The 24,238-nt window shown below is 74.3% G+C and carries 21 protein-coding genes; 11 read left to right on the top strand and 10 right to left on the bottom strand.

What is annotated here, in order from left to right:
- The first annotated feature begins 3 nt into the window (after window positions 1-3).
- The 4 genes from OG956_RS02900 (at window position 4) to rfbC (ending at window position 4,124) form a co-directional block, all read left to right on the top strand.
- A complete protein-coding gene (locus OG956_RS02900) occupies window positions 4-441 on the top strand; it encodes a MarR family winged helix-turn-helix transcriptional regulator (RefSeq protein WP_330336334.1) in 438 nt (145 codons plus the stop codon).
- A gap of 405 nt (window positions 442-846) precedes the next feature.
- Window positions 847-1,431, top strand: coding sequence for a hydrolase (locus OG956_RS02905; protein WP_330336335.1), 585 nt, complete (start codon window positions 847-849; stop codon window positions 1,429-1,431).
- Between the two features lie 133 nt (window positions 1,432-1,564).
- A complete protein-coding gene (locus OG956_RS02910) occupies window positions 1,565-3,511 on the top strand; it encodes a glycosyltransferase family 2 protein (RefSeq protein ID WP_330336336.1) in 1,947 nt (648 codons plus the stop codon).
- Between the two features lie 4 nt (window positions 3,512-3,515).
- Entirely contained in the window at window positions 3,516-4,124 is a 609-nt protein-coding gene (gene rfbC, locus OG956_RS02915) for a dTDP-4-dehydrorhamnose 3,5-epimerase (protein ID WP_330336337.1), read from the top strand.
- A gap of 42 nt (window positions 4,125-4,166) precedes the next feature.
- Here the strand turns inward: rfbC and OG956_RS02920 are convergent, their stop codons facing one another.
- The 6 genes from OG956_RS02920 to OG956_RS02945 form a co-directional block, all read right to left on the bottom strand.
- Window positions 4,167-4,970, bottom strand: coding sequence for a class I SAM-dependent methyltransferase (locus tag OG956_RS02920; RefSeq protein WP_330336338.1), 804 nt, complete (start codon window positions 4,968-4,970; stop codon window positions 4,167-4,169).
- The gene (gene rfbD / locus OG956_RS02925) at window positions 4,971-5,834 is read right to left on the bottom strand and encodes a dTDP-4-dehydrorhamnose reductase (RefSeq protein ID WP_330336339.1); all 864 of its coding nucleotides are present in this window, start codon (window positions 5,832-5,834) and stop codon (window positions 4,971-4,973) included.
- A complete protein-coding gene (gene rfbB / locus OG956_RS02930; protein WP_330336340.1) occupies window positions 5,831-6,802 on the bottom strand; it encodes a dTDP-glucose 4,6-dehydratase in 972 nt (323 codons plus the stop codon). Before rfbB ends, rfbD begins: the two co-directional genes overlap by 4 nt.
- Window positions 6,799-7,317: a sugar phosphate nucleotidyltransferase gene (locus tag OG956_RS02935; RefSeq protein WP_330336341.1), complete on the bottom strand. Its 519-nt coding sequence runs from the start codon at window positions 7,315-7,317 to the stop codon at window positions 6,799-6,801. The genes rfbB and OG956_RS02935 overlap by 4 nt, the downstream gene beginning before the upstream one ends.
- A 122-nt stretch (window positions 7,318-7,439) precedes the next feature.
- Window positions 7,440-7,625 carry a hypothetical protein gene (locus OG956_RS02940; RefSeq protein WP_330336342.1) on the bottom strand — a complete coding sequence of 62 codons (186 nt, stop codon included), beginning with the start codon at window positions 7,623-7,625 and terminating at the stop codon, window positions 7,440-7,442.
- A 120-nt stretch (window positions 7,626-7,745) separates the two neighbouring features.
- Window positions 7,746-8,114: a DUF6479 family protein gene (locus OG956_RS02945; RefSeq protein ID WP_330336343.1), complete on the bottom strand. Its 369-nt coding sequence runs from the start codon at window positions 8,112-8,114 to the stop codon at window positions 7,746-7,748.
- A 95-nt stretch (window positions 8,115-8,209) separates the two neighbouring features.
- Here OG956_RS02945 and ctaD point away from each other — a divergent pair, with 95 nt between their 5' ends.
- Together ctaD and ctaF are read left to right on the top strand one after the other, a co-directional pair.
- On the top strand, window positions 8,210-9,892 hold the full coding sequence (gene ctaD, locus OG956_RS02950) for an aa3-type cytochrome oxidase subunit I (protein WP_443065520.1): 1,683 nt from the start codon (window positions 8,210-8,212) through the stop codon (window positions 9,890-9,892).
- Window positions 9,889-10,272: an aa3-type cytochrome oxidase subunit IV gene (gene ctaF / locus OG956_RS02955; protein WP_330336344.1), complete on the top strand. Its 384-nt coding sequence runs from the start codon at window positions 9,889-9,891 to the stop codon at window positions 10,270-10,272. Before ctaD ends, ctaF begins: the two co-directional genes overlap by 4 nt.
- On the opposite strand, the gene qcrB is transcribed toward ctaF, so the two are convergent.
- The 3 genes from qcrB to OG956_RS02970 all read right to left on the bottom strand — a co-directional run bounded on the left by qcrB (window position 10,208) and on the right by OG956_RS02970 (window position 14,501).
- On the bottom strand, window positions 10,208-11,701 hold the full coding sequence (gene qcrB, locus OG956_RS02960; protein WP_330336345.1) for a cytochrome bc1 complex cytochrome b subunit: 1,494 nt from the start codon (window positions 11,699-11,701) through the stop codon (window positions 10,208-10,210). The two genes, ctaF and qcrB, sit on opposite strands and share 65 nt — an antisense overlap.
- On the bottom strand, window positions 11,698-11,973 hold the full coding sequence (locus OG956_RS02965) for a hypothetical protein (RefSeq protein ID WP_330336346.1): 276 nt from the start codon (window positions 11,971-11,973) through the stop codon (window positions 11,698-11,700). Before OG956_RS02965 ends, qcrB begins: the two co-directional genes overlap by 4 nt.
- Window positions 11,974-12,041: 68 nt before the next feature.
- Entirely contained in the window at window positions 12,042-14,501 is a 2,460-nt protein-coding gene (locus OG956_RS02970; protein WP_330336347.1) for a SpoIIE family protein phosphatase, read from the bottom strand.
- A gap of 194 nt (window positions 14,502-14,695) precedes the next feature.
- Between OG956_RS02970 and lanKC the strand changes: the two genes are divergently transcribed.
- The 4 genes from lanKC to OG956_RS02990 all read left to right on the top strand — a co-directional run bounded on the left by lanKC (window position 14,696) and on the right by OG956_RS02990 (window position 21,111).
- Entirely contained in the window at window positions 14,696-17,305 is a 2,610-nt protein-coding gene (gene lanKC / locus OG956_RS02975) for a class III lanthionine synthetase LanKC (protein WP_330336348.1), read from the top strand.
- Between the two features lie 36 nt (window positions 17,306-17,341).
- Window positions 17,342-17,455, top strand: coding sequence for a SapB/AmfS family lanthipeptide (locus OG956_RS02980; RefSeq protein ID WP_330336349.1), 114 nt, complete (start codon window positions 17,342-17,344; stop codon window positions 17,453-17,455).
- A 140-nt stretch (window positions 17,456-17,595) separates the two neighbouring features.
- Window positions 17,596-19,311, top strand: a complete 1,716-nt coding sequence (locus tag OG956_RS02985) for an ABC transporter ATP-binding protein (RefSeq protein WP_330336350.1) — start codon at window positions 17,596-17,598, stop codon at window positions 19,309-19,311.
- A 75-nt stretch (window positions 19,312-19,386) separates the two neighbouring features.
- Window positions 19,387-21,111 carry an ABC transporter ATP-binding protein gene (locus OG956_RS02990; protein WP_330336351.1) on the top strand — a complete coding sequence of 575 codons (1,725 nt, stop codon included), beginning with the start codon at window positions 19,387-19,389 and terminating at the stop codon, window positions 21,109-21,111.
- Here the strand turns inward: OG956_RS02990 and OG956_RS02995 are convergent, their stop codons facing one another.
- Window positions 21,112-21,720, bottom strand: a complete 609-nt coding sequence (locus OG956_RS02995; RefSeq protein WP_330336352.1) for a response regulator transcription factor — start codon at window positions 21,718-21,720, stop codon at window positions 21,112-21,114. It abuts the gene before it with no gap.
- 319 nt (window positions 21,721-22,039) lie between these two features.
- On the opposite strand from OG956_RS02995, the gene OG956_RS03000 reads away from it, so the two are divergent.
- Entirely contained in the window at window positions 22,040-24,223 is a 2,184-nt protein-coding gene (locus OG956_RS03000) for a SpoIIE family protein phosphatase (RefSeq protein WP_443065521.1), read from the top strand.
- Window positions 24,224-24,238: the final 15 nt, after the last annotated feature.

A 24,238-nucleotide genomic window follows, 5' to 3' on the forward strand; every position in this document is an offset into this window, starting at 1 on the left:
GGCATGGCTGACATCTCCGACTCCGCCGCACGGGCCGCGCGCGAGCTGCGCGTGGTGTTCAGCCGGCTGCGGCGCCGTATCCGCGAGGTCGCGCAGGACACCGACCTCAGCCCCTCCCAGGAGTCGGCGCTCACCCTGGTCGGCAAGCACGGCGCCGCCACGGCCAGCGCGCTGGCCGGCGCCGAGGGCGTACGCCCGCAGTCGATGGCGACCACGCTGTCCGCCCTGGAGCAGCACGGGCTGATCCGGCGCACCCCCGACCCGGACGACGGCCGCCGCCAGCTGGTCACCCTGACCGACGCCGGGCGGGCCCGGATCGAGGGCAACCGTCAGGTGCGCGAGGAGTGGCTGGCCCGCGCCTTCCAGGACCGCTACACCGAGCAGGAGCGGCAGACCGTGCTCGCGGCGCTGGAGCTGATGGAACGCCTGTCGCAGCCATGACCCGGAGGCCGGCCGCACGCGCCGGGACGGCCTCCCGTCCTTCCCTCCGCCGGCTCCTGCCGCCACCCCCTTGACTGCTCGGGGGCACCCCGGCCCCAGATGGCGCCTGCGGAGCCCCGCCCGCCGGGACCGGCCGGCTGCACGGCCGGGCCGCAACTTCCCGCTCGCCGGCTCGGCACCGCTGCCGGCGATCACCTCGCGGGCACGGCACCGCTGCCGGCGATCACCGCCGGACCGCTCCCGGGCCGGCGCACCGCGGAAACCATCGAACCACCGCAAACTCCGAAAGCCATCGGAAACCGGAAACCCCAGGACCCCCAGAACGTCCAACCCACCGGAAGCTCCCGATCCCGGAAGCTCCCGGCCCCGGAAACTCCCGACCCAGTCGAAAGGCCTGACCGACTCATGTCGCTCACCACGCTCGACCCCCGTACCGCCCTCGTCGCGATCGACCTGCAGAACGGCATCGTCGGCATGCCCGTGCAGCCGCACGCGGCCTCCGACGTCGTCTCCCGCACCGCCGAACTCGCCGACGCCTTCCGCGCCAAGGGGCTGCCCGTGGTCCTGGTCCGGGTCTCCTTCGCGCCCGACTGGGCCGACGCCGTCCCCGGCCGCACCGAGCGCCAGGCACGGGGCCTCGCCTTCCCCGACGGCTGGGACGTCATCACCGACGAGCTGAACGGCCACCCCGGCGACATCCGCGTCACCAAGCACAACTGGAGCGCCTTCCACGGCACCGACCTGGACGTGCAGCTGCGCCGCCGCGGCGTCACCCAGATCGTGCTCACCGGCATCGCCACCAGCATCGGCGTGGAGTCCACCGCCCGTGACGCCTACGCCCACGGCTACCACGTCACCCTCGCGACCGACGCGATGGCCGACGCCGACGCCGAGGCGCACGCCAACAGCGTCGAGCGGATCTTCCCGCGGCTCGGCGAGAGCGGCACCACCGCCGAGATCCTGGAGCTGCTCGCCAAGACCCACGCCTGACCGTGCGGCCCTGTGACCCGTGCGGCGGAGCGGGGGTGCCCGCACACCGCCGCGCGGGTCCGGGTTAGCATTCGGCCACGCCCACCCGTGCCACCCAGGCAACGGGAAGCGAACAGAGGGGGCTTGGAACCGGATGCCGGTCAAGGTCAGCGTCATCGTCCCCGTGTACAACCCGGGGCCGTACATCGAGGACTGCATCGCCTCGCTGCTGCGCCAGTCGCTGCCTCCCGACGAGTACGAAGTGATCTTCGTGGACGACGGCTCCACCGACGCCACTCCGGCCCGGCTCGACGCCCTCGCCGCCGAGTATCCGCACATACACGTCATCCACCAGGAGAACTCCGGCTGGTCGGGCAAGCCCCGCAACGTCGGCATCGAGGCCTCCCGCGGCGAGTTCGTGATGTTCGTCGACAACGACGACCGGCTCGGCGACGAGGCCCTGGAGCGGATGTACGACTACGGGGTCGCCAACAAGGCCGACGTGATCGTCGGCAAGATGGCCGGAAAGGGCCGCCCGGTCCCGGTGGAGCTGTTCCGCCGCAACCACCCGCACGCCACGGTCGCCAACGCCCCCCTGATCGACAGCCTCACCCCGCACAAGATGGTCCGGCGCTCCTTCCTGGAGCGCACCGGACTGCGCTTCCTCGAGGGCCGGCGGCGCCTGGAGGACCACGTCTTCTTCACCGAGGCCTATCTGCGCGCCGACAACGTCTCGGTGCTCAGCGACTACGTCTGCTACTACCACATCAAACGCGACGACGCCTCCAACGCCGGCTTCCAGCGCTTCGACCCGGTCGGCTACTTCACCAACCTCCGCGAGGCCCTCGACGTGGTGGAGCGGTACACCGAGCCGGGCCCGCTGCGCGACCGGCTGCTGCGCCGCTGGCTGCGGGTGGAGATCGTCGACCGGATGAGCGGCCGCCGGCTGCTGGCCATGCCGGACGACTACCGGCGCGCGCTGTTCAAGGAGATGCACGCCGTCGTCGTCGAGCGCTTCGGCCCCGGCGTCGCCCCCGGCCTGCGCCCCGGCCAGCGGATCGTCGCCGCGCTGATCCGCGAGAACCGCTACGACGACCTGGTCGCCCACGCCGAGTGGGAGGCCGGGGTCCGTCCGCGGGCCGTACCGGCCGGGGCCGCCTGGCGGGACGGTGTCCTGCACATCGACCTCGGCGTCGAGTACACCACCGCCGACGGCCCACTGACGGTCCCGGCGAACGCCCCGAGGCCGCCGGCGGACGGCGCGCCCCGCGACATCGCCGAGGCGGCGGCCTGGCTGGCGGCGGCCGCCGAGGACGGCTTCGGGACGGCCGCCGTCGACGTGATCGTGCGCGACCGGGAGAGCGGGGCCTCCTTCTTCCAGCCGGTCGAGGTCACCCGCGAACGCGTCCCGGCGGGGGCCGGCGGCACCCGGCTGCTGCTGCGCGCCACGGCCGCCGTCGACCCCGCCACGGCGGCCGGCGGCGACCCGCTGGGCGGCGGCCTGTGGGACCTGTACGTGCGGGTCGGCCTGGGCGGCTGGACCAAGGAGTGCCGGCTGGGCCCCGCCCCGGCGCAGGGGCTCGCGCTGCCGCCGGCCGGCATCGTCGCGGACCGCGTCGTGCTGCCGTACTGGACGCAGCAGTACCGCAACCTGTCGCTGGACGTGGACCGTGCCGTGAAGTCCCTCGGGCTGCACCGGCTCACCCCGGCGGACGCGACGGTCTCCGCCGACACGCTGACCGTCGCGCTGCCCCTGTACGTGCCCGACAGCACGACGGTCGGCGTCCGGCTGGCCGGCGCCTCCGGCCGCGCGGTCGACCGGCCTGCCGTGCTGACGCCCGCCGACGGCGTCCACGCGCTGCTGGAGGCCGGCCTTCCGCTCGGCGAGCTGCGCGGCGCCCTGTGGCGCACGGAGCTGCGGCTGTCCGGCGGCCGGGCCGTGAAACTGCCCCTGCTGCTGCGCGTGGGACGCGGACCCGGCGCCGTCGAGGTGGTCCGCGCGGCCCCGCCCGGTATGCTGCGCCGACTGCTGCGCAGGGCACGGCGTTTGCTCGGCGGCGTACGGCGAGCGCGGACGAGCGCGACGACACGGAGGGCATGACGGCGTGCGGCAACTGGGGATCGGCGGCGCCTGGGTGCTGGAGCCCCAGGTGTTCCCGGACGACCGGGGCAGCTTCCACGAGTGGTACCGGGGCACGCAGTTCCGCGAGGCCACCGGGTACGACCTCGGCCTCGCCCAGGCCAACTGCTCGGTGTCCCGGCGGGGCGTGCTGCGCGGCATCCACTTCGCCGACGTGCCGCCCGGCCAGGCCAAGTACGTCACCTGTGTGCGCGGGGCCGTCCTCGACGTGACCGTGGACATCCGCGTCGGCTCCCCGACCTACGCGCAGTGGGAGGCCGTACGGCTGGACGAGGAGAGCCGGCGCGCGGTGTTCCTCGCCGAGGGGCTCGGGCACGCCTTCATGGCGCTCACCGACGACGCCACGGTGGTGTACCTGTGCTCCACCGGGTACGCGCCCCGGCGCGAGCACGGGCTGCACCCGCTCGACCCGGCGCTGGACATCGCCTGGCCGGAGGGCATCGAGCCGCTGCTGTCGGCCAAGGACGCGGAGGCGCCCACGCTGGCCGAGGCGGAGCGGTCGGGGCTGCTGCCCACGTACGCGGACTGCTCCGCCCACTACCAGCGGCTGCGCTCCGGGGAGTTCAGCGGCTGAGGCCGTACGGGCGGCCGGCGGCCGAGGCCCCGTACGGGCGGCTCAGCGGCCGGCGGCGTAGGGGGCCAGCGCGCGGCGCAGCGGCTCCCAGCCGCGGGAGCGCTTCGTGCCCCGGTTGCGGGCCGTGACCAGCGGCTTCCAGAAGCCTGCCGCGAGGAACTCCTCCGGCTTGACGGCCGTGGTGCGCTCCAGCACGGACTCCGGGACCTTCTGCGGGTCGGGCACCTCGAACTCCGCGATGATCTCGTCGTACGCGTCCTTCAGGACGGTGTTGTCCGGGTCGGCGCCGAAGACCAGCAGCTGCCCGGTGGGCGCGGTGTCGACCAGGACCGTCACCAGGTCGGGGCGGTACCGGCCGAGGATCTCGATCAGCTTGTACACGTCGCCGGTCCAGGCGTTGGTGTGCCGGTCGCGGGCCGCCTCGTCGACGTTGCGCGGGAGCATGTCGTCGAAGACGATCACGCTCGCCCAGTCGGAGTGCTTCTCGATGTTGATGAAGTCGCGCAGCGCGTACTCGAACAGGTGCATGCCGTCGATGAACGACAGGTCGAGCGTGGTGCGCTTGAAGTAGCCGAACGGGCTGCGGTTGCGGGCGAGGTTGCGCAGCGGATGCCGGCCGCCGCGCAGGTGCGCGAGGGGGTTGTCGCGGGCGAAGAAGTCGTCGCTCGTCGCCTTCACCAGGTGCACGTCGCAGCGTATCTCCGTGACCACCTTGAACGCGGGGTCGACCGCGATGCTGGGCACCCGGGACAGCGTCAGGCTGCGGCCGTCGTTGACGCCGATCTCCAGGTAGTTGCGGTTCGCGCTGACCTTGTGGAGTTCCCGCAGGAACTCGTGCCGTTTCACTTAAGTCGTCTCCTTGCGGATGTGGGGCAGTGCTTCGTGCAGGGCGGTCCGCCAGTCCCTGAGCGGTGCCAGACCGGCCGCCCGCCACCGTTCGTGACCGAGGACGCTGTAGGAGGGCCGGGGCGCCGGCCGGACGAAGGCCCGGCTGTCGGTGCGGCGGACCCGGTCCGGGTCGGCGCCGGCCAGCCGGAACACCTCGCGCGCCAGCTGGTACCAGCTGGCCTCGCCCGCGTTGGTGGCGTGGAAGACCCCGCACGCGCCGCTGACGCCCAGGCCGGCGATCCGGGCGGCCACGTCGGCGCTCCAGGTGGGCTGGCCGCGCTGGTCGTCCACGACGTCGACGGTGTCCCGGGTGCGCTCCAGCCGCAGCATGGTGCGCACGAAGTTCGGGCCGTGCACGCCGTACAGCCAGGCGGTGCGCACCACGGCTGATGCGCCGGGGAGCGCGGCGAGCACGGCCCGTTCCCCGGCGAGCTTGGTGCGGCCGTAGGCGGTGCGCGGGGCCGGTTCCTCGTCCTCGCCGTAGGGGACGTCGCGGTCCTCGCCGGAGAAGACGTAGTCGGTGGAGACGTGGATGAGGCGGGCGCCCGTGGCGGCGCAGGCGCGGGCCAGCAGCCGGGGGCCCTCGCCGTTGACGAGCAGGGCGCGCTCCTCGTCGGTCTCGGCGGCGTCCACGGCGGTGTAGGCGGCGCAGTTGACCACGATGTCCGGCCGGTGCTCGGCCAACGCGCCGTCGACTGCGGCCGGTTCGGTGATGTCGAGGGCGGCGCGGCCGAGTCCGGTGACGTCCTCGCCGCGCCCGCGCAGCACGTCCACGGTGTCCTGGCCGAGCATGCCGCCCGCGCCGGTGACCAGCCACCTCATCGGGCGCTCCGCCCCTTCAGCGGCTCCCACCAGTCGCGGTGCTCGCGGTACCAGGCGACGGTCTCGGCGAGCCCGGCGGTGAAGTCGCGGCGCGGACGGTACCCGAGCTCGTCGCGGGCCTTGCTCCAGTCGACCGAGTAGCGCAGGTCGTGGCCCTTGCGGTCGGCGACGTACTCGACCCGGTCCCAGCCGGCGCCGCACGCCTCCAGGAGCAGGCCGGTCAGCTCCTTGTTGCTCAGCTCGGTGCCGCCGCCGATGTTGTAGACCTCGCCGGGGCGGCCCTTGGTGCGCACCAGGTCGATGCCGTGGCAGTGGTCGTCGACGTGCAGCCAGTCGCGGACGTTGCGCCCGTCGCCGTACAGCGGGACCGTCAGGCCGTCGAGGAGGTTGGTGACGAAGAGCGGGATCACCTTCTCCGGGAACTGGTGCGGGCCGTAGTTGTTGGAGCAGCGGGTGACCCGCACGTCCAGGCCGTGGGTGCGGTGGTAGGCGAGGGCGAGGAGGTCGGAGGAGGCCTTGGAGGCGGAGTACGGCGAGTTGGGGGCCAGCGGGTGCTCCTCCGGCCAGGAGCCGGTGTCGATGGAGCCGTACACCTCGTCGGTGGAGATGTGCACGAACGGGCCCACGCCGTGCCGGAGCGCCGCGTCGAGCAGGGTCTGGGTGCCGAGGACGTTGGTGCGCACGAACTCCGCGGCGCCCTCGATCGACCGGTCGACGTGCGACTCGGCGGCGAAGTGCACGACCTGGTCGGCGTCGGCCATCAGCTTGCCGACCAGATCGGCGTCGCAGATGTCGCCCTGCACGAAGTCCAGCCGGGGGTGGCCGAGGGGCAGGTTGGTGAGCGTGCCGGCGTAGGTGAGCCGGTCCAGGACGGTGACGCGCGGGGCGCCGGGCGAGTCGTCGGCGAGGAGCATGCGGACGTACGCGGAGCCGATGAATCCGGCGGCGCCGGTGACGAGGAGGTTCATGAACGGATCTGCACCTTGCTGTGGTCTCCGAGGACGAGTCGGTGGGCACTGGGGACGCCTGCGGGGGTCACCTCGACGTGGCGGCCGATCAGCGAGGACTCGACCCTGCCCACCCCGGCGATGGAGGAGTCCCGCAGCACGATGGAGAACTCCGGTCCGCTGTCGGTGATCCGGCAGTTCTCCGCGACGGAGGTGCAGGGGCCTATGGAGGAGTCGGCGACGACCGTTCCGGCGCCGATGGCGGTGGAGCGCACGTCGGCGCGCGTGTCGATGAGGTACTGGAGGGCGTGGATGATCTCCAGCCCGAACTTGGAGCCGTCGCCGACGACTTCCCGGGTCTCCGCCGCGGTGTCCCCGACGACGATGCCGGCGTCGGTGATCCCGGCGTCGGCGAGGGACTCCGGGCCGTGGGACAGCACGGGCTCGCCGGCCACCGGCACCAGCTGTTTCGCCGAGGTGTGCGGGATCGGACGCAGCCGGGTGCCGGAGCCGCCGGAGAGCACCAGAGCCTTCATTCGCCACACCTTAACGGCGATCGTCCGGATCGGAGCTTTGCCCGGCCGACTTGTTCGTTACGACGGCATGGCTCTGGTGTCGACAGGGCTTTACCTGGAGGACGTTCCGCCGCCGGCGCCGTTCAGTCCTCGCCCCGCACGATGTTGTCCTCGAGGGCGGTCCTCCGCCGCTGCGCGGAGTCGCGGTCCACGACGGCCGGGAGGCAGGTCCGCACGCCCCGGTTCCGCCGCCGGCGGGCCTTCGCCCAGCCGGTCTCGGCATAGGGCAGGGAGGGTTTCTCGGTGGGCTGCGCGGTCACGTCGTCCATCTTCCTTCTGCGTCGTCCGCCGGCCCGCGGGGCGCGTGTGGGTCGCGGCCGCGCGGGTGGCCCGTGTGATGGGTGTCGTACCGGGTCCCCGCGGGGCCGGGGCCGCAAACGCGGGGCGGCTCAGGTGCGGCCGCCGCCCCCGCCGCCGAAGGATCCGCTGGAGCCGGGCGACCAGCGCGGCCGGCGCTGGTCGGCGGCGCGCCGGCTGCGCACGGTGCCCACCTGGTAGGGGGTGAGGCGTTCGCCGCCGTCCGCGGCGCGGGGCACCTCGTCGGGCTCCCGCATCTCGCTGGTCTCGCCCACCGGTCCGGACGGCGGCACCGTGGGCTGCTCCTCGGGGCGCGGCGGCGGGGACTCGCTCCGGCGCACCTTGATGCCGAGCCGGAAGGCGAGGATCAGTCCCGCGGTGCAGGCGATCCCGGCGAGCAGGATGAGGACGTACCCGAAGACCTGGGCACCGGATGCTGCTGTGTTCGTCGCGAAGTCCATGGGCGTCGGGTACCCGGCCGTGCGGCGGATACGACCCCCGGTGCGAGGCGTGGCGCACACGGGGCCGCAGGTCACGGGGAGTAGCGTCACGCACGATGACGGAACTACCGGAGATGTCGGATACGCACGAGATCGTCGCGCGCTACACGGCGCCCGCCCCGCGTCCGGGCCGGGCCGTGCTGCGCTGGGTCTCCACCGCCGACCACAAGGTGATCGGCCGGCTGTACATGGTCACGGCGTTCTGCTTCTTCCTGTTCGCCGGGCTGCTCGCCCTCGGGATGCGCGCGGAACTCGCCCGGCCGGGTCTGCAGTTCCTGAGCGAACAGGGCTACGACGAGTTCTTCACGATCCACGGCACGATCATGATGCTGCTGTTCGCGACCCCGATGTTCGCCGGGTTCGCCAACGCCGTGATGCCGCTGCAGATCGGCGCGCCGGACCTCGCCTTCCCCCGGCTGAACGCGCTGTCGTACTGGATGTTCCTGTTCGGCGGGCTGATGGTGGTGTCCGGGTTCCTGGTGCCCGGCGGGTCCGCGGCGTTCGGCTGGTTCGCCTACGCGCCGCTGAACAGCGCCTACTTCTCGCCCGGCGCGGGGGGCGATCTGTGGGCGATGGGACTGGTGGTCTCCGGTGTGTCGACGACGCTGACCGCGGTGAACTTCATCGCCACGATCGTGTGCCTGCGCGCGCCGGGCCTGACCATGTTCCGGATGCCGATCTTCACCTGGAACGTGCTGTTCACCTCGATCCTGATCCTGCCCGCGTTCCCGGTGCTCACGGCGGCGCTGCTGGCGCTGGAGGCGGGCCGGAAGTTCGGGGCGCACGTCTTCGACGCGGCGAACGGCGGCGCGCTGCTGTGGCAGCACCTGTTCTGGTTCTTCGGGCATCCGGAGGTCTACATCGTCGCGCTGCCGTTCTTCGGGATCGTCTCGGAGATCATCCCGGTGTTCTCCCGCAAGCCGCTGTTCGGCTATGTGCCGATGATCGGGGCGACGATCGCGATCACCATGCTGTCGGCGGTGGTGTGGGCGCATCACATGTTCGCGACCGGCGCGGTGTTGCTGCCGTTCTTCTCGATCATGTCGTTCCTGATCGCGGTGCCCACGGGCATCAAGTTCTTCGCGTGGATCGGCACGATGGTGAGCGGCTCGGTGTCGTTCGAGACACCGATGCTGTGGGCGATGGGCTTCCTGGTGTCGTTCCTGCTGGGCGGGCTGAGCGGGGTGCTGATCGCCTCACCGCCGCTGGACTTCCATCTGACCGACACCTACTTCATCGTGGCGCATCTGCACTACGTGCTGTTCGGCACGGTGGTGTTCGCGATGTTCGCCGGGTTCTACTTCTGGTGGCCGAAGTTCACCGGCAAGATGCTGGACGAACGGCTCGGCAAGCTCCACTTCTGGCTGCTGTTCCCGGCGTTCCAGCTGACGTTCCTGGTGCAGCACTGGCTCGGCGAGGAGGGCATGCCCCGCCGGTACGCGGACTACCTCACCGCGGACGGCTTCACCCTGCTCAACACCCTGTCCTCGGCCGGCGCGTTCCTGCTGGGCGTCTCCACCCTGCCGTTCCTGTACAACGTCTGGCGCACCGCCGCCAGGGGCGAGAAGGTCACCGTGGACGACCCCTGGGGCTGGGGCCGCGGCCTGGAGTGGGCCACCTCCTGTCCCCCGCCCCGGCACAACTTCGTGGCGCTGCCCCGGATCCGCTCCGAGTCCCCCGCGTTCGACCTGCACCATCCGGAGATCGAGAACCCGGCCGGAGAGGAGCGGGTGCGATGAAGGCGGAGGCGCTGCTGTTCGGCGGGGTCGCGCTGTTCTTCGGCGGCTCCGCCGCGCTGTACGGGCTGTGGTCGGGCGAGGAGGCGGGCACGGCCGCCCTGGTCGTCGCGTGCGGCATGGCCGGGCTGGTGTCGTTCTTCTGCCTGATCCAGTACCGGCGCCGCGGGACGCGGGCTCAGGACCGCACGGACGCGGAAGTCGCGGACGCGGCCGGGCCGGTGGCGTTCTTCCCCGACGAGAGCCCGTTCCCGATCGTCACCGCGCTCGGCTTCGCGCTCACCGCGACCGGCATCGTCTTCGGGCTGTGGCTGTTCCTCATCGGCCTGGGCGTTCTGGCGCGCGGGGTGTACGGGCTGGTGTTCCAGTACGCGCACCGGTGAGGGGCCTGCGCGGGGCGCCGGGCCGGAACGCCTCCACGGGTGCGTGGTCGGTCTCGTAGCCGCCGGTGACGCTCTGCCGGATCTCGCCGGTCGGCACGCCCTCCGCCAGCCGCTCGTGCTCGGCCGCCGTCAGGGCCCGGCACAGCCACCGGGTCGCCACGAAGGCCAGGACCGGGGCCACGATCAGGGCGACACGGCACACCAAGGTGATGGCGTTGACGGAGACGTGGAAGGTCTGGGCGATGACGTCGTTGCCGCCGGCCACCAGCAGCACGCCGTAGAAGACGGTGCCCGCCACGCCGAGCCCGGTGCGCACCGGCCGCTCGCGGGGCCGGTCGCACAGATGCCGCTCGGACCACCACTCCCCCGTCAGGCGCTGCTCCGCGAACGGGTAGACGTACAGGACGCCGAAGAGCAGGGCGGGCAGGACGACCGCCGGGAGCAGCACGTTCCACATGAGGGTGTGGCCGGCGACGTTCGTCTCCCAGGGCGGCACCAGCCGCAGCGAGCCCTCCAGGAAGCCGACGTACCAGTCGGGCTGGGAGGCGGTGGAGACCTGGTCGGGGCGGTAGGGGCCGTAGTTCCAGATCGGGTTGACCTGCGCGACGCCCGCGAGCAGCACCAGCACGCCGAAGACGGTGAGGGACAGGCCGGTGGAGGTGGCCGTGAACTGCGGGACCAGGGGCTTGCCCACGGAGTTGCCGTTGGTGTGGCCGGGGCCGCGCCACTGGGTGTGCTTGAGCCGGAAGACCAGGATCAGATGCACCGCGACCAGAGCGAACAGGAGGCCCGGAAGCAGCAGGATGTGCAGCGGGTAGAGCCGGGTGATGATCTCGTGGCCGGGGAACTGGCCGCCGAACACGAAGAACACGAGGTAGGTGCCGACCACCGGGATCGACTGCAGGATTCCCTGGGCGATGCGCAGCCCGGTCCCGGAGAGCAGGTCGTCGGGGAGGGAGTAGCCGGCGAAGCCCTCGGCGAGGGAGAGGACGAACAGGGTCAGCCCGATGACCCAGTTCCCCTCGCGGGGCCTGCGGAAGGCGCCGGTGAAGAAGATCCGCAGCATGTGCGTGCCGATCGCGGCCAGGAAGACCAGGGCGGCCCAGTGGTGGGTCTGCCGCATCAGCAGGCCGCCGCGCACGTCGAAGCTGATGTGCAGGGTGGAGTCGTAGGCCTGGGACATCCGCACCCCGCGCAGCGGCGTGTACGGGCCCGCGTAGACGACCTCGCGCATGTCCGGCTGGAAGAAGAACGTCAGCCACACCCCGGTCAGCAGGAGCACCAGCAGGCTGTACAGGGCGATCTCGCCGAGCAGGAAGGACCAGTGCTCGGGGAACGCCTTGCGCAGCAGCGAGCCCGCCTGCGACACGGGCAGCCTCCGGTCCACGGCGCGCGCGAGCCGCTCACCGCGGCGGGCGTCCCCGCTCATGCGTCCTCGGGCTCCGCCGCCGCCCGGGCCACCTCGGCCTCCACCTCGGGGCGGGGCCGGCCCGACTCCTTCGCGTACTCGCTGACCGCGGTCTGCACGTCCCGGGCCAGGTCCCGCCAGGCGCGCAGCGCGGTCTCGTACGTGCCGGACTGGGCGCCGGTCATCCGCCGCTCGGCCGGCGGCCCGTAGGTGTGCCGCAGCTCCTCGACCGTGGCGTGGGCCGCCTCGGCCGCGCGCTGCTTCTGCACGAGTTCCTCGAAGGTGTGTGCCACACCAATCGACCCTAGGCAGGACATCCGGGATGCGCCTCCCAACCTGCCGAATCGCACCCGTGTGGCGGTCAGCCGCCCGGTACCAGGTCCGCCCAGACCTGTTTGCCGCCGCTGACCGGGACCGTGCCCCAGGCCGCCGACACCGCCTCGACCAGGAGGATGCCGCGGCCGCCGGTGGCCTCCCAGCCGATGCTGGTGGGCTTGACGGGGCTGCGCGGGGAGGTGTCGGCGACGGCGAGGCGGAGGCGGTGGTTGACCAGGCTGAGGTCGAGGCGGACCTGGCCGCCGGTGTGCACGAGGGCGTTGGTGACCAGTTCGGAGACCACCAGCAGCGCCGCGTCCATGGTGTCCTGCGGAACGCCCCAGGCGCGCAGGGTGCGCCGGGTGAAGCGGCGGGCGTGCCGGACCGCCTCCGGCACCCGCCACACCGTCCAGCTCTCCCGCAGCGGCCGTACGGCCATGCCGTCGTAGCGCATCAGGAGCAGGGCCACGTCGTCGTCCCGGTGGGCGCCGGTGAGCAGCGCGTCGGCGACCAGGCCGAGGTGGGCCGGGTCGGCGGTGGACAGTTCGCGCGCGAGCCGGTCCATGCCGACGTCGATGTCGGCGTCCGGGGACTCCACCAGGCCGTCGGTGGTGAGCGCGATCACCGTGCCGGGCAGCAGCCGCAGCGGGGTCATCGGGAAGTCGGCCTGGCCGAGCACGCCGAGCGGGGGCCCGCCCTCGGCCGCCATGATCTCGGTGGTGCCGTCCGGGTGGCGCAGCACGGGCTGCAGATGGCCGGCCCGTACGCACCAGGCGGTGCCCTGCTCCATGTCGACGTCGACGTAGGCGCAGGTGGCGAAGAGATCGGTCTCCATGTCCAGCAGCAGCCGGTTGGCGAGCGCGACGACCACGTCCGGCGCGTGGCCCTCGGCGGCGTAGGCGCGCAGCGCGGTGCGCATCTGGCCCATCAGGGTGGCGGCGCCCGCGTTGTGGCCCTGGACGTCGCCGATGACGAGGGCGACGTGGTGGTCGGCGAGCGGGATCACGTCGTACCAGTCGCCGCCGACCTGCAGTCCCTCGGTGGCGGGCAGATAGCGGGCGACGGCGACCGCGCCGGGCAGCCGGGGCAGGCGGCGCGGCAGCAGGGTGCGCTGGAGCATGCCGACGAGTTCGTGCTCGGCGTCGAAGGCGTGGGCGCGCAGCAGGGCCTGCCCGGCGAGCCCGGCGCAGGCGGTGAGCAGGGCGCGTTCGTCGGGGCTGAAGGGGTGCGGGCGGTCCCAGCCGATCAGGCAGGCGCCGGCCATGCGGCCGCCGGCGGGCAGCGGCAGCACCGCGAGGCCGCCGGGGCCGACGTCGGCGAGGGCGGGTTCCAGCGGGGTGCCGGCCGGCCAGATCCGGGCGCGGCCCTCGCGCAGCGCGGCGGCCAGCGTGGGCATGGCGCGCACCGGCGCGTCGGGCCACTCGGTGCGCCACTCGGTGCGCCACACCTCGGGCCACTGTTCGGGCTCGGGCGGGTCGAGGACGGTGACGACGAGCCGGTCGTTCTCCAGTTCGGCGAGCGCCAGCCGGTCGGCCTGCAGCGGTCCGCGCAGGGCGGCGACGACGGCCTTGCCGACGTCCTTGACGGTGGTGGCGGTGGCCAGGGCGGCGGCCAGGCGCTGCACCCGGGCCACGTCGGTGACGTCGGAGCGCAGGGTGGAGGCGTCGGCGACAGTGCCGACGAGCCGGGCGGGGCGGCCCTCGCCGCCGGGCACCAGCCGGCCGCGCAGCCGCAGCCAGCGGGGCGCGCCGGAGGGCTGCAGGATGCGGAACTCCAGCTCGCGCTCGCCGATCGACATGTGGTCGGCCTCGACCACGCTCATCAGCGCGGGCAGGTCCTCGGGGACGGTGAGCGAGAGCAGGGTCTCCACCCGGCCGTCGAAGTCGTCCCGGGTGAGCCCGCACAGCCGGAGGATGCCGTCGCCGACCTCGATCCGGCCGCTGTCCATGGCGAGGCTGAAGGCGTCCGGCGGCAGCTCGCCGCCCTCGCCGGCGAGGGCGGCCGGCAGGGGTACGGCGATCGCGCCGCAGATCAGCTCCAGGCAGGCGCGCTCGTCGGCGCCGAAGCCGCCGCCGTGTTCGCTGACGGCCAGCAGGCAGCCGCCGCCCGCCGGTCCGAGCGGCAGGACGGCCACGGAGAAGTCCGGGGACGGGGTGCGCCGGGCCTCGGGGCATTCGGCGACCTGCTCGGGGCCGAGCCAGCGCGGCCGCCCGGTGCGGTGGGCCTCGGCGACCGGGGAACCGCCGGTGGCCGGATAGCAGTCGCGCAGGCCGTACAGGGTGCGGGGCAGTCCCGCGGACTCCATGAGACACAGCTGGGCCGGGTCGTCGCCGGGTGTGTAGACACCGGCGAAGGCCGCTCTGGCGAACACCAGGGCCTGTTCGAGGATGCGGTGCAGCCGGTCCGGCGTGTCGGGCGCCGCGGTGAGCGCTTCCAGGGCGGCTCGGGCTCGCTCCGTCGTCGTCCGGCTGATCGCAGCGCCCTCGCTCCTCACCACGTTCGCCATTACAGCGCGTATGCGGCTCGTGCGCAGCCCCTGTGAAGGGCGCGGGTGTGTGGCGTGCCCTCCGCTCGAAAGCCGCCGAACACATCTTGACCCGTGAGTTCCGCACACCGACCTCGTGACAGACATGACTGTCCGCGACCGGCCGGCTCCTGCGAGTGTCGTCTGCGGCCACACCACGAAGGGGCGGGAGGGGCATGGACAAGCGGTACGAGGTGTACGCGCTCGCCGACGGGCACTTCTACGACACGCCCGACCGGCTCCCGGGAGCGGACGGCGCCCCGGCGCCGCAGTTCGCGACGGCGTGTCGCGCCGTCCCGGAGGGCTGGCGCGCGGCGCGCTCGGGCGACTGGCTGACGCTGACCCCGCTGGGCGCGGACGGCGCGCCGCTGCCGTCGCCGGCGCAGGGCTGGAAGATCCACTCCTCGGCGACGGCCGCCAACGCCGACCGGGTCGCGGCCGTGGTGTGGGACTACTGCGTGCCGCGCCGGATTCCGTTCAAGTTCGTGCCGGGGCCGCATCTGCTGCACCTGCGCAACGCCAAGTACGCGGGCCGCGACACCAGCGGCAAGTTCGTCACCGTCTACCCCGCCGACGAGGAGCAGCTGCACCGGACCCTGCGGGAGCTGGGCGCGCTGCTGGAGGGCTTCGAGGGGCCGTACATCCTCACCGATCTGCGCTGGTGCGACGGCCCGCTCTACGTCCGCTACGGCGCCTTCGCCCGCCGGTACGTCGTCGACGAGCGCGGCTCGCTGGTCCCGGCGGTGGCCGACGGCGCGGGCCGGCTGGTGCCGGACCGGCGGGACCCGTCGTTCCAGGTGCCCGAGTGGGTGACGCTGCCGGAGTTCCTGCGTCCGCATCTCGAGGCCCGCAACACCACGACGGTCGGCGACCTGCCGTACCGCATCGAGAAGGCGCTGCACTTCTCCAACGGCGGCGGCGTCTACGCCGGGACCGACACGCGGGACGGGCACCGGGTGGTGCTGAAGGAGGCCCGGCCGCACGCGGGGCTCGCCGCCGACGGCGCGGACGCGGTGACACGGCTGGAGCGGGAGAAGGCGGCGCTGGAGCGGGTCGCCGGGACCGGTGTGGTGCCCGAGGTGCGGGACTGGTTCACCCTCGGCGAGCACCGGTTCCTGGTCATGGACCACGTGGCGGGCCGCCCGCTCAACTCCTTCTTCGCCGAGCGGCATCCGCTGCTCACCCCCGACCCGGACCCGGCCGCGGTCGCCGCCTACACGGCCTGGGCGCTGCGGATCCACGCGGCGGTGGAGCGGGCGGTGGCGGCGGTGCACCAGCGCGGGCTGGTCTTCAACGACCTGCACGTCTTCAACATCATGGTGGCCGAGGACGAACGGTCCGTGTACCTCATCGACTTCGAGGCCGCCGCCCCGGCCGCGGACAACGCCCGGCAGACCGTCGCCCACCCCGGCTTCTTCGCCCCGCCGGACCGGCGCGGCACGGACGTCGACCGCTATGCGCTGGCCTGTCTGCGGCTCGCCCTGTTCCTGCCGGTGACCACGCTGTTCGTGGTGGACCGGGGCAAGGCGGCGCACCTGGCGGAGGTGATCGCCCAGCAGTTCCCGGACGTGCCGCGGGCCTTCCTGGACGAGGCGGTCGCGGAGATCACCCGGGACACGCCCCGCACCGCGGCCCGGCCGCCGGTGGTGCCCGGCGACTGGCCGTACAGCCGGGACTCGATGGCGAAGGCGATCCTCGCCTCCGCCACCCCGGAACGCGACGACCGGCTCTTCCCCGGGGACATCGCCCAGTTCGCCGACGGCGGCGGCCTCGGCCTCGCCCATGGCGCGGCCGGTGTCCTCTACGCCCTCCAGGCCTCCGGGTGCGGCCGGTACGACGAGGGCGAACGCTGGCTGCTGGACCGTACCGCCCCGCCGCCGCCCGGCACCCCGCTCGGCCTGTACGACGGCCTCGCGGGCGTCGCCCTGGTGCTGGACCGGCTCGGGCACCGGCAGCGGGCGCTGGACCTGATCGACGGCATTCTGCGGGAGAACTGGCGCAGCCTCGCCTCCGACCTGCACGGCGGTCTCGCCGGGCTCGGCCTGGTCCTCGGCCGGCTCGCGGAGACCACCGGCGAGCCGGCCCTGCGGGAACACGCCGCCGACGCCGCCGGCATCCTGCTGCGGCGGCTGGCGGAACCGGCGCAGGACGGCCCGCGCCGGCGCGCCGGGCTGCTGCGCGGCGCGAGCGGTCCCGCGCTGTTCCTGATCCGGTGGTACGAGCAGACCGGCGAGGAGCGCTGGCTGACCGCGGCGGGCGAGGCGCTCCGCCGGGACCTGGACCGCTGCGTGACCCAGGAGGCGGGCGGCGGTCTGGAGGTGGACGAGGGCTGGCGGACGCTGCCCTACCTCGGCGACGGCAGCGTGGGCATCGGACTCGTCCTGGACGACTACCTGGCGCACGCGGCAGGCGGCACCGAGGAGTTCGAACGCGCCCGGGCCGGCATCCTCACCGCCGCCACCTCCCGCTTCTACGCCCAGCCCGGCCTCTTCCAGGGCCGCGCCGGGATGATCCTGCACCTCGCCCGCAGCACCGCGCCGGGCGCCGGACCCGCGCGGCTGGAGCAGCAGATCGCGGGGCTCGGCTGGTTCGCCATGGACTACCAGGGCCAACTGGCGTTCCCCGGGCACCAGATGATGCGGCTCTCCATGGACCTCGCCACCGGCACGGCAGGCTGCCTGCTCGCGCTCGCCGCGGCCCGCGACGACGCCCGCACCGCGCACCTGCCCTTCCTGCCGCCGCCACCGGCGGCCCACACACGCGGCTCCGCACCGACGGAGCCGTGACACCACCTCCGTCCCCAACGAGGAAAGGACAACGCCATGGCACTGCTCGACCTGCAGACCCTCGAGTCCGAGGAGCACCACCACACCGGCGCGAGCACCGCGAGCCTGCTCTCCTGTGTGTCCGCGGCGAGCGTTCTGCTCTGCCTCTGACCCCACGTCGGCACTGACGGCTCCGGGCGACGCCTCCCTGCGTGGGGGCGCCGTCCGGAGCCTGTCCGGCTGGGCCCGGCGGCAGCGGCCGCCCATGACAGCCGTGCCGGTTCCGTCCGACCCCAGCGAGGCCGCAGCCGATGAACTCCTCCTCCATAAGGGCCACTTCCGCAGCCGGCCGTGAACTGTCGCGGGCGGTGCTGCGGCAGGGCGGCGTCCGCTGTGCCGCGCTGTGCGCCGTGAGCACGGCGGCCACCGCCGCCGGTCTGCTGCTGCCCGCCCTGCTCGGACACACCCTGGACCTACTGCTGGCGCGCGCCCCGGCCGCGCGCTGGGTCGGCTGCTGTGCCGGCGTCGTCCTGCTGCTCACCGTGCTGGACGGCTGCGCCGGGGTGCTCACCGGCACCGCCGACGCGCACGCCACCGCATGGCTGCGCCGCGATCTCACCGGGCACGTCCTGGCGCTGGGCCCGCGCGCCCTGGCCCGGTTCGGGGCCGGTGATCTGGTGGCACGGCTGGTCGGCAACGCCGCGCAGGCCGGGACGGCGCCGGGTGCGCTGGCCGCGTCGCTCGCCGCGCTCGCCGGGCCCGTCGGGGGCGTGGTGGCGCTCGGTCTCATCGACCCGTGGCTGGCGGCCGTGTTCCTCGCCGGGGCGCCGGTCCTGGCCCTGCTGCTGCGTGCGTTCGCCCGGGACACGTCGGCGTGCGTGGCCGACTACCAGCGGGCGCAGGGCCGGATCGCCGGGGCGCTGGCGGAGGCGGTCGAAGGCTTCCGTACGATCCGGGCCGCGGGCGCCGAACGGCGCGAGACCGCCCGCGTGCTGGCGCCACTGCCCGAACTGTCGCGCGCCGGGCACCGCATGTGGCGGGTGCAGGGGCGGGCCGCCGCCCAGGCGGTCGTCGTGGCGCCGCTGCTGAACCTGGGCGTGCTGGCGGTGGCCGGACTCCTGCTGGCCCGGCACCGCCTGTCGGTGGGCGAGGTGCTGGCCGCCTCCCGGTACGCGGTGCTCGCCACGGGCGTGGGCACGCTGGTCGGGCAGCTGGCGGCGCTGGCGCGGGCCCGTGCGGCGACCGGCCGGCTCGCCGAGGTGCGCGCCGTGCCCGCGCCCGCACACGGCACCCGCCGCCTGCCGCCGGGCAACGGGCGGCTGGAGCTGCGCGCGGTGACCGCACGCCGGGGCGGGCGAACCGTCCTGGACGGCGTCGACCTGGTCGTCCCGGGCGGCACCAGCCTCGCGGTGGTCGGCCGCTCCGGCGCCGGGAAGTCGCTGCTCGCGGCGCTCGCCGGGCGGCTCGCCGACCCCGACGCGGGAGAGGTCCTCCTCGACGGCGTACCACTGCGCGACCTGCGCCACGCCGAGCTGCGCGACGCCGTCGCCTACGCCTTCGAGCGGCCCGCCCTGCTGGGCGGCACCGTCGAGGACACGATCGCCTTCGGCCGCACGCCCGCCGGCCCGGCCGCCGTCCGCTCCGCCGCGCGGCGTGCCCGGGCCGACGACTTCGTACGGCGCCTCCCCGACGGCTACCGCACCCGCGTCGCCGACGCGCCCCGCTCCGGCGGCGAGACGCAACGCCTCGGCCTGGCCCGCGCGTTCGCCCACAGCGGCCGTCTGCTCGTCCTCGACGACGCCCTGTCCAGCCTCGACACCGTCACCGAACACCACATCACCCGGACCCTGTTGTCCCCGGATCCCGGACGCACCCGGCTCCTGATCGCCCACCGCGCCTCGACGGCGGCCCACGCGGACCGCGTCGCCTGGCTGGACGCGGGCCGCGTCAGGGCGCTCGGCAGCCACCGGGAGCTGTGGCAGGACGCGGGGTACCGGGCGGTGTTCGGCGAGGCGGGCGGCGGCTGACACGCGCGGTCGCGAGCCGCCGTGCGTACCCGGCAGGCCACGCACCGACCTGTCCCGAGGGGGGAGTTGACTCACATGGCCGACGCCGGACGCCCAGCCGGACGCAAGGCCGCGCCTCCGGCCGCCGCACGCCGGGCGCCGGTCCGCGGCCACGCACACCGGTTCCTGCGGGAGCGGTGGCGGGTGCTGGTCCGGCTGGGGGCGTGGTCCGTGCTGGAGGCGGGGCAGACCTTCGTGCTCGGGTACGCCCTCGCGCGGGCGCTGGACGCGGGGTTCCTGGCCGGGGACGCGCGGACCGGGCTGCTGTGGCTGGGGGCGGCGGGGCTCGCCGTGGGCGCCGGGGCGTTCGGGACGGGGCGGGTGTACGGCGTGGTCGCCGCGCTGGTGGAGCCGGCCCGGGACCACCTGGTCACGGCGGTGGCCGAGCGCGGGGTGCGGGAGGCGGACTCCGGCGCGCTGTCCGGGCTCACCCAGCAGGTGGAGATCGCCCGGGACACGTTCGCCGGTGTGGTGCTGGTGTCGCGTTCGTTCCTGTTCACCGCCGCCGGCGCCCTGATCGGCCTGTTCTCGCTGGCCCCGCTGCTGCTGGCGGTCGTGCTGCCCCCGCTGCTCGCCGGGACGGCCCTGTTCGCCGCGACGCTGCGCCCGCTGGCCCGCCGTCAGGAGGCCTTCCTCACCGCCGACGAGGAGCTGGCCCAGGAACTGGGCGCCGTGGTCCCGGCGCTGCGTGACGTCACCGCGGCCGGCGCCGAGGAACGCGTCGCCGCCGCCCTCGCCCGGCGCACCGGCGCGGAACTGCGCTCCGCCCGCGCCCTGGCCCGGTGGAGCGCGACCCGGGTGGCCGCCCTCGCGCTGGGCGGCGAACTCCCCGCGGTGCTGCTGCTGGTGACGGCCCCGTGGCTGCTCGGCCGCGGCGTGACCCCGGGAGCCCTGGTGGGGGCGCTGACCTACGTCACCCAGTCCCTGCTCCCCGCCCTCGCCCACCTGGTCCACGGCCTGGGCGCCAGCGGCGCACGCCTGACGGTGGTGCTGCGCCGCCTCCTGCCCCCGCGCTCCGAGGGGCCCGGGACCGCGGTCGTCGGCGGCGTCGCCTCGCCGAACGCGCCGGACACCGCCCTCTCGCTCACCTCGGTGACCTTCGCCTACGGCCCCGCGAGCGAACCCGTGCTGAAGGACCTCGACCTCACGCTTCCCTCCGGCGCGCACCTGGCGGTCGTGGGCCCCAGCGGGATCGGCAAGTCGACGCTCACCGCGCTGATCTCCGGCCTGCTCGTCCCCCAGCACGGCACCGTCCAGGCGTGCCCCGCCGTGCTCATCCCGCAGGAGGCCTACGTCCACACCGGCACCCTGGCCGAGAACCTGGCCCTGCACCGCCAGGGCCAGGTACCGGAGCCGGAGCTCCTCGCCGCCGCCGACGCGGTCGGCCTGACGCCCCTGCTGCGGCGCCTCGGCGGACCCGGCGCCCCCGTCGACCCCGCGCGGCTGTCCGCGGGCGAGCGCCAGCTCGTCGCGCTGACCCGCGCCTACCTCTCCCCCGCCCCGCTGGCCCTGCTGGACGAGGCGACCTGCCATCTCGACCCGGAGGCCGAGGCGCGGGCCGAGCGGGCCTTCGCGGCGCGCCCGGGCGGCACCCTGATCGTCGTCGCGCACCGGATCAGCTCCGCCCGCCGCGCCGGCCGCGTCCTGGTCATGGACGGCGCGCGCACCGCCTGCGGCACTCACGAGGAGCTGCTGCGCACATCGGCCCTGTACCGGGACCTGGCGGGCCGCTGGACGAGCCCTGCCCCGCTGCCCCGCTGATCACACCCATCCCTCTCCGCGCGATATGCGAATGGCGTCGATCCGGTTCCGCGCTCCCGTCTTGCGGGTGATCGACGCCATGTAGTTGCGGACCGTGCCGTGCGAGAGGTGGAGCCGCCCGGCGATCTCGGCGACGGAGGCGCCTCCCGCGGCCAGGGACAGCACGCTCAGTTCGCGTCTGGTCAGCGGCATCTGGGACGCCTTGAGGAAACCGAAGCCCAGCGAGGGATCGATGAAACGTTCCCTCGCTGCGGCGGACCGGATGGCGCGCACCAGCCGCTCCGGTGCGCCCGCCTTGTCGACGTACCCGAGCGCGCCCGCCTCGGCGGCCCGTTTCAGCAGGCCGGGCCGGTTCGCCTGGGCCAGCACCACCAGGGCGGGCGGCGTGCCTCCGGGGCCGGGCGGGCACAGGTCGGCCAGCGGCGGCATGCCGGGGCCGTCGGCCCGGTCGAGGTCCGCCGCGCACACGTCGGGCCGTAAGGAACGCACCCGTCCGACGGCCTCCCGCCACGGCGTGTCGTGCACGGCGAGACCGGGTTCCCGCCGCAGCCACTCGGCCAGCACCGATCGCACCAGACACGCGTCCTGCACCAGAAGCACCCGGATCACTGCCCGTCCCCTCGTTCGGTCGTCCTGCGCCCGTCGCCTGCGTTCCGCGTCGCCGTCCACGCCGTCGCGGCCGTCACGCTGCGCGCCGTGGTCCCGCACGCACAGCGCGTGCCCATTCTTCGGTGCCGCTACCGTTCGCGGGCGCGGAGATCCGGCCATCAGGATGCGCGGGGGCGCATGCGTGGCGCCCGTACGCCGCCCGCGCTTCCGCTGTCCGGGCATGGGAGCACGCGAACGGGGTATGCGATGGCATCCCCTGGACGGGACGACGGGCCTGCGGCCGGGCGGCTCGCCGTGCGCCGTGCGCACGCGCGGGGGAATGTTGTCCCCAGGATGGGCGGCGCGGCCGTACGAGGAGGTGGTCGGCGTGTCCGACGGGCCGGAACCGGCACCGGCGGCCGACACGACACCGGGCGCCCACCCCGTGCTGTCGCTCGCGCTGGTGTCGATGATGCACGAGGTGCACGCGCACTCCGGCGCGGTCTACCTGCTCGGGCCCGGTGAGCAGGTCCTGAGGATGGCGGTGCACGCGGGCATGCCGCGGGCGTTCGCGGCGCCGTGGGAGCGGGTCGGGCTGTCCGCGCCGATCCCGGTCGCGGACGCGGCGCGCGAGCGGCGGCTGGTGTGGGTGGGCGGCGAGGAGGAGATGGCCCGCTGCTATCCGCGCATCGCGGTGGTGCTGCCGTACCCGTTCGCGCTCGCCGCACTGCCCGTGGCGACCGAGCGGCAGGTGTACGGCGCGGTGTTCGTGACCTGGCCCGGCACGCATCCGCCGGACCTGTCCGACGCGGAGCGGGACCACCTGCGGGCGGCCTGCGAGCGGCTGGCGCTGCGCCTGGAGCGCGCCGCCGGGGAGGGCCGGACGTTCGCCGGGGAGACCGATGTGCTGGCCGAGCCGGCGTGGGCCCCGGCCGAGACGCTGGGCGCGGTGGAGGCGGCGCGGATGGTGTCCCGGCTGCCGTACGGGCTCGTGTCCCTGGACCTGGACGGCCGGATCGGGTTCGTCAACGCGGCCGCCGCCGAGCTGCTCGGCAGGCCGGCGGGCGAGCTGCTGGGCACCCTGCCGTGGGTTTCGGTGCCGTGGCTGAACGATCCGGTGTACGAGGACCGTTACCGGGGTGCGCTGCTCAGCCAGCGGACGACGTCGTTCGTGGCGCTGCGCCCGCCGGGCGAGTGGCTGTCGTTCCGCATGTATCCGAGCAGGACGGGGCTGAGCGTGCGGATCAGCCGGGCCAGGGCGGTGGCGGACATGGCGCCCGAGGCGCCGCGGGCGGACAGCGCGCCGTCGCGGCTGGTGTCGATCTCCCAGGTGCTGAGTTTCGCGGGCGCGCTGACCGAGGCGGTCGGCGTGCAGGACGTGGTGCAGCTGGTCTGGGACGAGGTGGCGCCGGCGGTCGGCAGCCAGGCGCTGGTGATCCTCGGCTCGCAGGGCGGGCGGCTGCACGTACTGGGGCATCGCGGGTACCGGGACCCGCACTCCGTCGAGCGGTTCCACGGGCTGTCGCTGGCCCGGCGCACCCCGGGCACCCATGTGCTGACCAGCGGGGTGCCGGCGTTCTTCGAGTCCCGGGACCAGCTGGAGCGGCTGTATCCGGACCGGCAGACGCCCCCGGACGGCTACGCCGCCTGGGCGTATCTGCCGCTGATCGCGTCCGGGCGGCCGGTGGGCACCTGTGTGCTGGCCTACGGCGAGCCGCATGTGTTCCCGGCGGACGAGCGGGCCGTGCTGACGTCCCTGGGCGGGCTGATCGCGCAGGCGCTGGAGCGGGCCCGGCTGTACGACGCCAAGCACCGGCTCGCGCAGGGGCTGCAGCAGGCCCTGCTGCCGCGCTCGCTGGCGCCGCCGCCCGGCATCGAGGCGGCCGCCCGCTATCTGCCGGCCGCCCACGGCATGGAGATCGGCGGCGACTTCTACGACCTGGTGCCCTCGCTGCCGCTGACGGCGGCGGTGATCGGGGACGTGCAGGGGCACAACGTGACCGCGGCGGCCCTGATGGGGCAGATCCGCACCGGGGTGCGGGCGTACACCACGGTGGGCCAGGCGCCGCACGAGGTGATGCGCAGCACGAACCGGCTGGTGTTCGACCTCGGCGCCGAGCTGTTCGCCAGCTGTCTGTATCTGCGGCTGGACCCGGCGCGCGGGACGGCCGTGATGGCGCGGGCGGGACATCCGCCGCCGCTGCTGAGGCGGCCGGACGGGCGAGTGCGGGTGCTGGACCTGGCCGGCGGCCCGCTGCTGGGGATCGACCCGGCCGCGGTGTACCCGACGACCGAGGTGTCGCTCGCTCCCGGCTCGGTGCTCGTCCTGTACACCGACGGTCTGGTCGAGACGCCCGGAACCGACATCGAGGACGCGCTGGTGGGGCTCGGCGGCCTGCTGTCGGAGGCCGGCGACCAGCCGCTGGAGCTGCTGGCGGACGAGGTGGTCCGGCACAGCGCGGCGGCCCGGGAGCGGGTGGACGACGTGGCGGTGCTGCTGCTGCGGGCGTCCCAGGACGCCTGACGGAGTGCGGCCGCC

It is taken from the genome of Streptomyces sp. NBC_00557 (assembly GCF_036345995.1).
GTDB lineage: Bacteria > Actinomycetota > Actinomycetes > Streptomycetales > Streptomycetaceae > Streptomyces.

What these genes read in the sequence shown, in the direction of transcription:
- OG956_RS02900 (WP_330336334.1), top strand. Translation starts at nt 4, where the DNA reads ATGGCTGACATCTCCGACTCCGCCGCACGGGCCGCGCGCGAGCTGCGC.
- OG956_RS02905 (WP_330336335.1), top strand. Translation starts at nt 847, where the DNA reads ATGTCGCTCACCACGCTCGACCCCCGTACCGCCCTCGTCGCGATCGAC.
- OG956_RS02910 (WP_330336336.1), top strand. Translation starts at nt 1,565, where the DNA reads ATGCCGGTCAAGGTCAGCGTCATCGTCCCCGTGTACAACCCGGGGCCG.
- rfbD (WP_330336339.1), bottom strand. Translation starts at nt 5,834, where the DNA reads ATGAGGTGGCTGGTCACCGGCGCGGGCGGCATGCTCGGCCAGGACACC.
- rfbB (WP_330336340.1), bottom strand. Translation starts at nt 6,802, where the DNA reads ATGAACCTCCTCGTCACCGGCGCCGCCGGATTCATCGGCTCCGCGTAC.
- OG956_RS02935 (WP_330336341.1), bottom strand. Translation starts at nt 7,317, where the DNA reads ATGAAGGCTCTGGTGCTCTCCGGCGGCTCCGGCACCCGGCTGCGTCCG.
- OG956_RS02940 (WP_330336342.1), bottom strand. Translation starts at nt 7,625, where the DNA reads ATGGACGACGTGACCGCGCAGCCCACCGAGAAACCCTCCCTGCCCTAT.
- OG956_RS02945 (WP_330336343.1), bottom strand. Translation starts at nt 8,114, where the DNA reads ATGGACTTCGCGACGAACACAGCAGCATCCGGTGCCCAGGTCTTCGGG.
- ctaD (WP_443065520.1), top strand. Translation starts at nt 8,210, where the DNA reads ATGACGGAACTACCGGAGATGTCGGATACGCACGAGATCGTCGCGCGC.
- ctaF (WP_330336344.1), top strand. Translation starts at nt 9,889, where the DNA reads ATGAAGGCGGAGGCGCTGCTGTTCGGCGGGGTCGCGCTGTTCTTCGGC.
- qcrB (WP_330336345.1), bottom strand. Translation starts at nt 11,701, where the DNA reads ATGAGCGGGGACGCCCGCCGCGGTGAGCGGCTCGCGCGCGCCGTGGAC.
- OG956_RS02970 (WP_330336347.1), bottom strand. Translation starts at nt 14,501, where the DNA reads ATGGCGAACGTGGTGAGGAGCGAGGGCGCTGCGATCAGCCGGACGACG.
- lanKC (WP_330336348.1), top strand. Translation starts at nt 14,696, where the DNA reads ATGGACAAGCGGTACGAGGTGTACGCGCTCGCCGACGGGCACTTCTAC.
- OG956_RS02980 (WP_330336349.1), top strand. Translation starts at nt 17,342, where the DNA reads ATGGCACTGCTCGACCTGCAGACCCTCGAGTCCGAGGAGCACCACCAC.
- OG956_RS02985 (WP_330336350.1), top strand. Translation starts at nt 17,596, where the DNA reads ATGAACTCCTCCTCCATAAGGGCCACTTCCGCAGCCGGCCGTGAACTG.
- OG956_RS02990 (WP_330336351.1), top strand. Translation starts at nt 19,387, where the DNA reads ATGGCCGACGCCGGACGCCCAGCCGGACGCAAGGCCGCGCCTCCGGCC.
- OG956_RS03000 (WP_443065521.1), top strand. Translation starts at nt 22,040, where the DNA reads ATGTTGTCCCCAGGATGGGCGGCGCGGCCGTACGAGGAGGTGGTCGGC.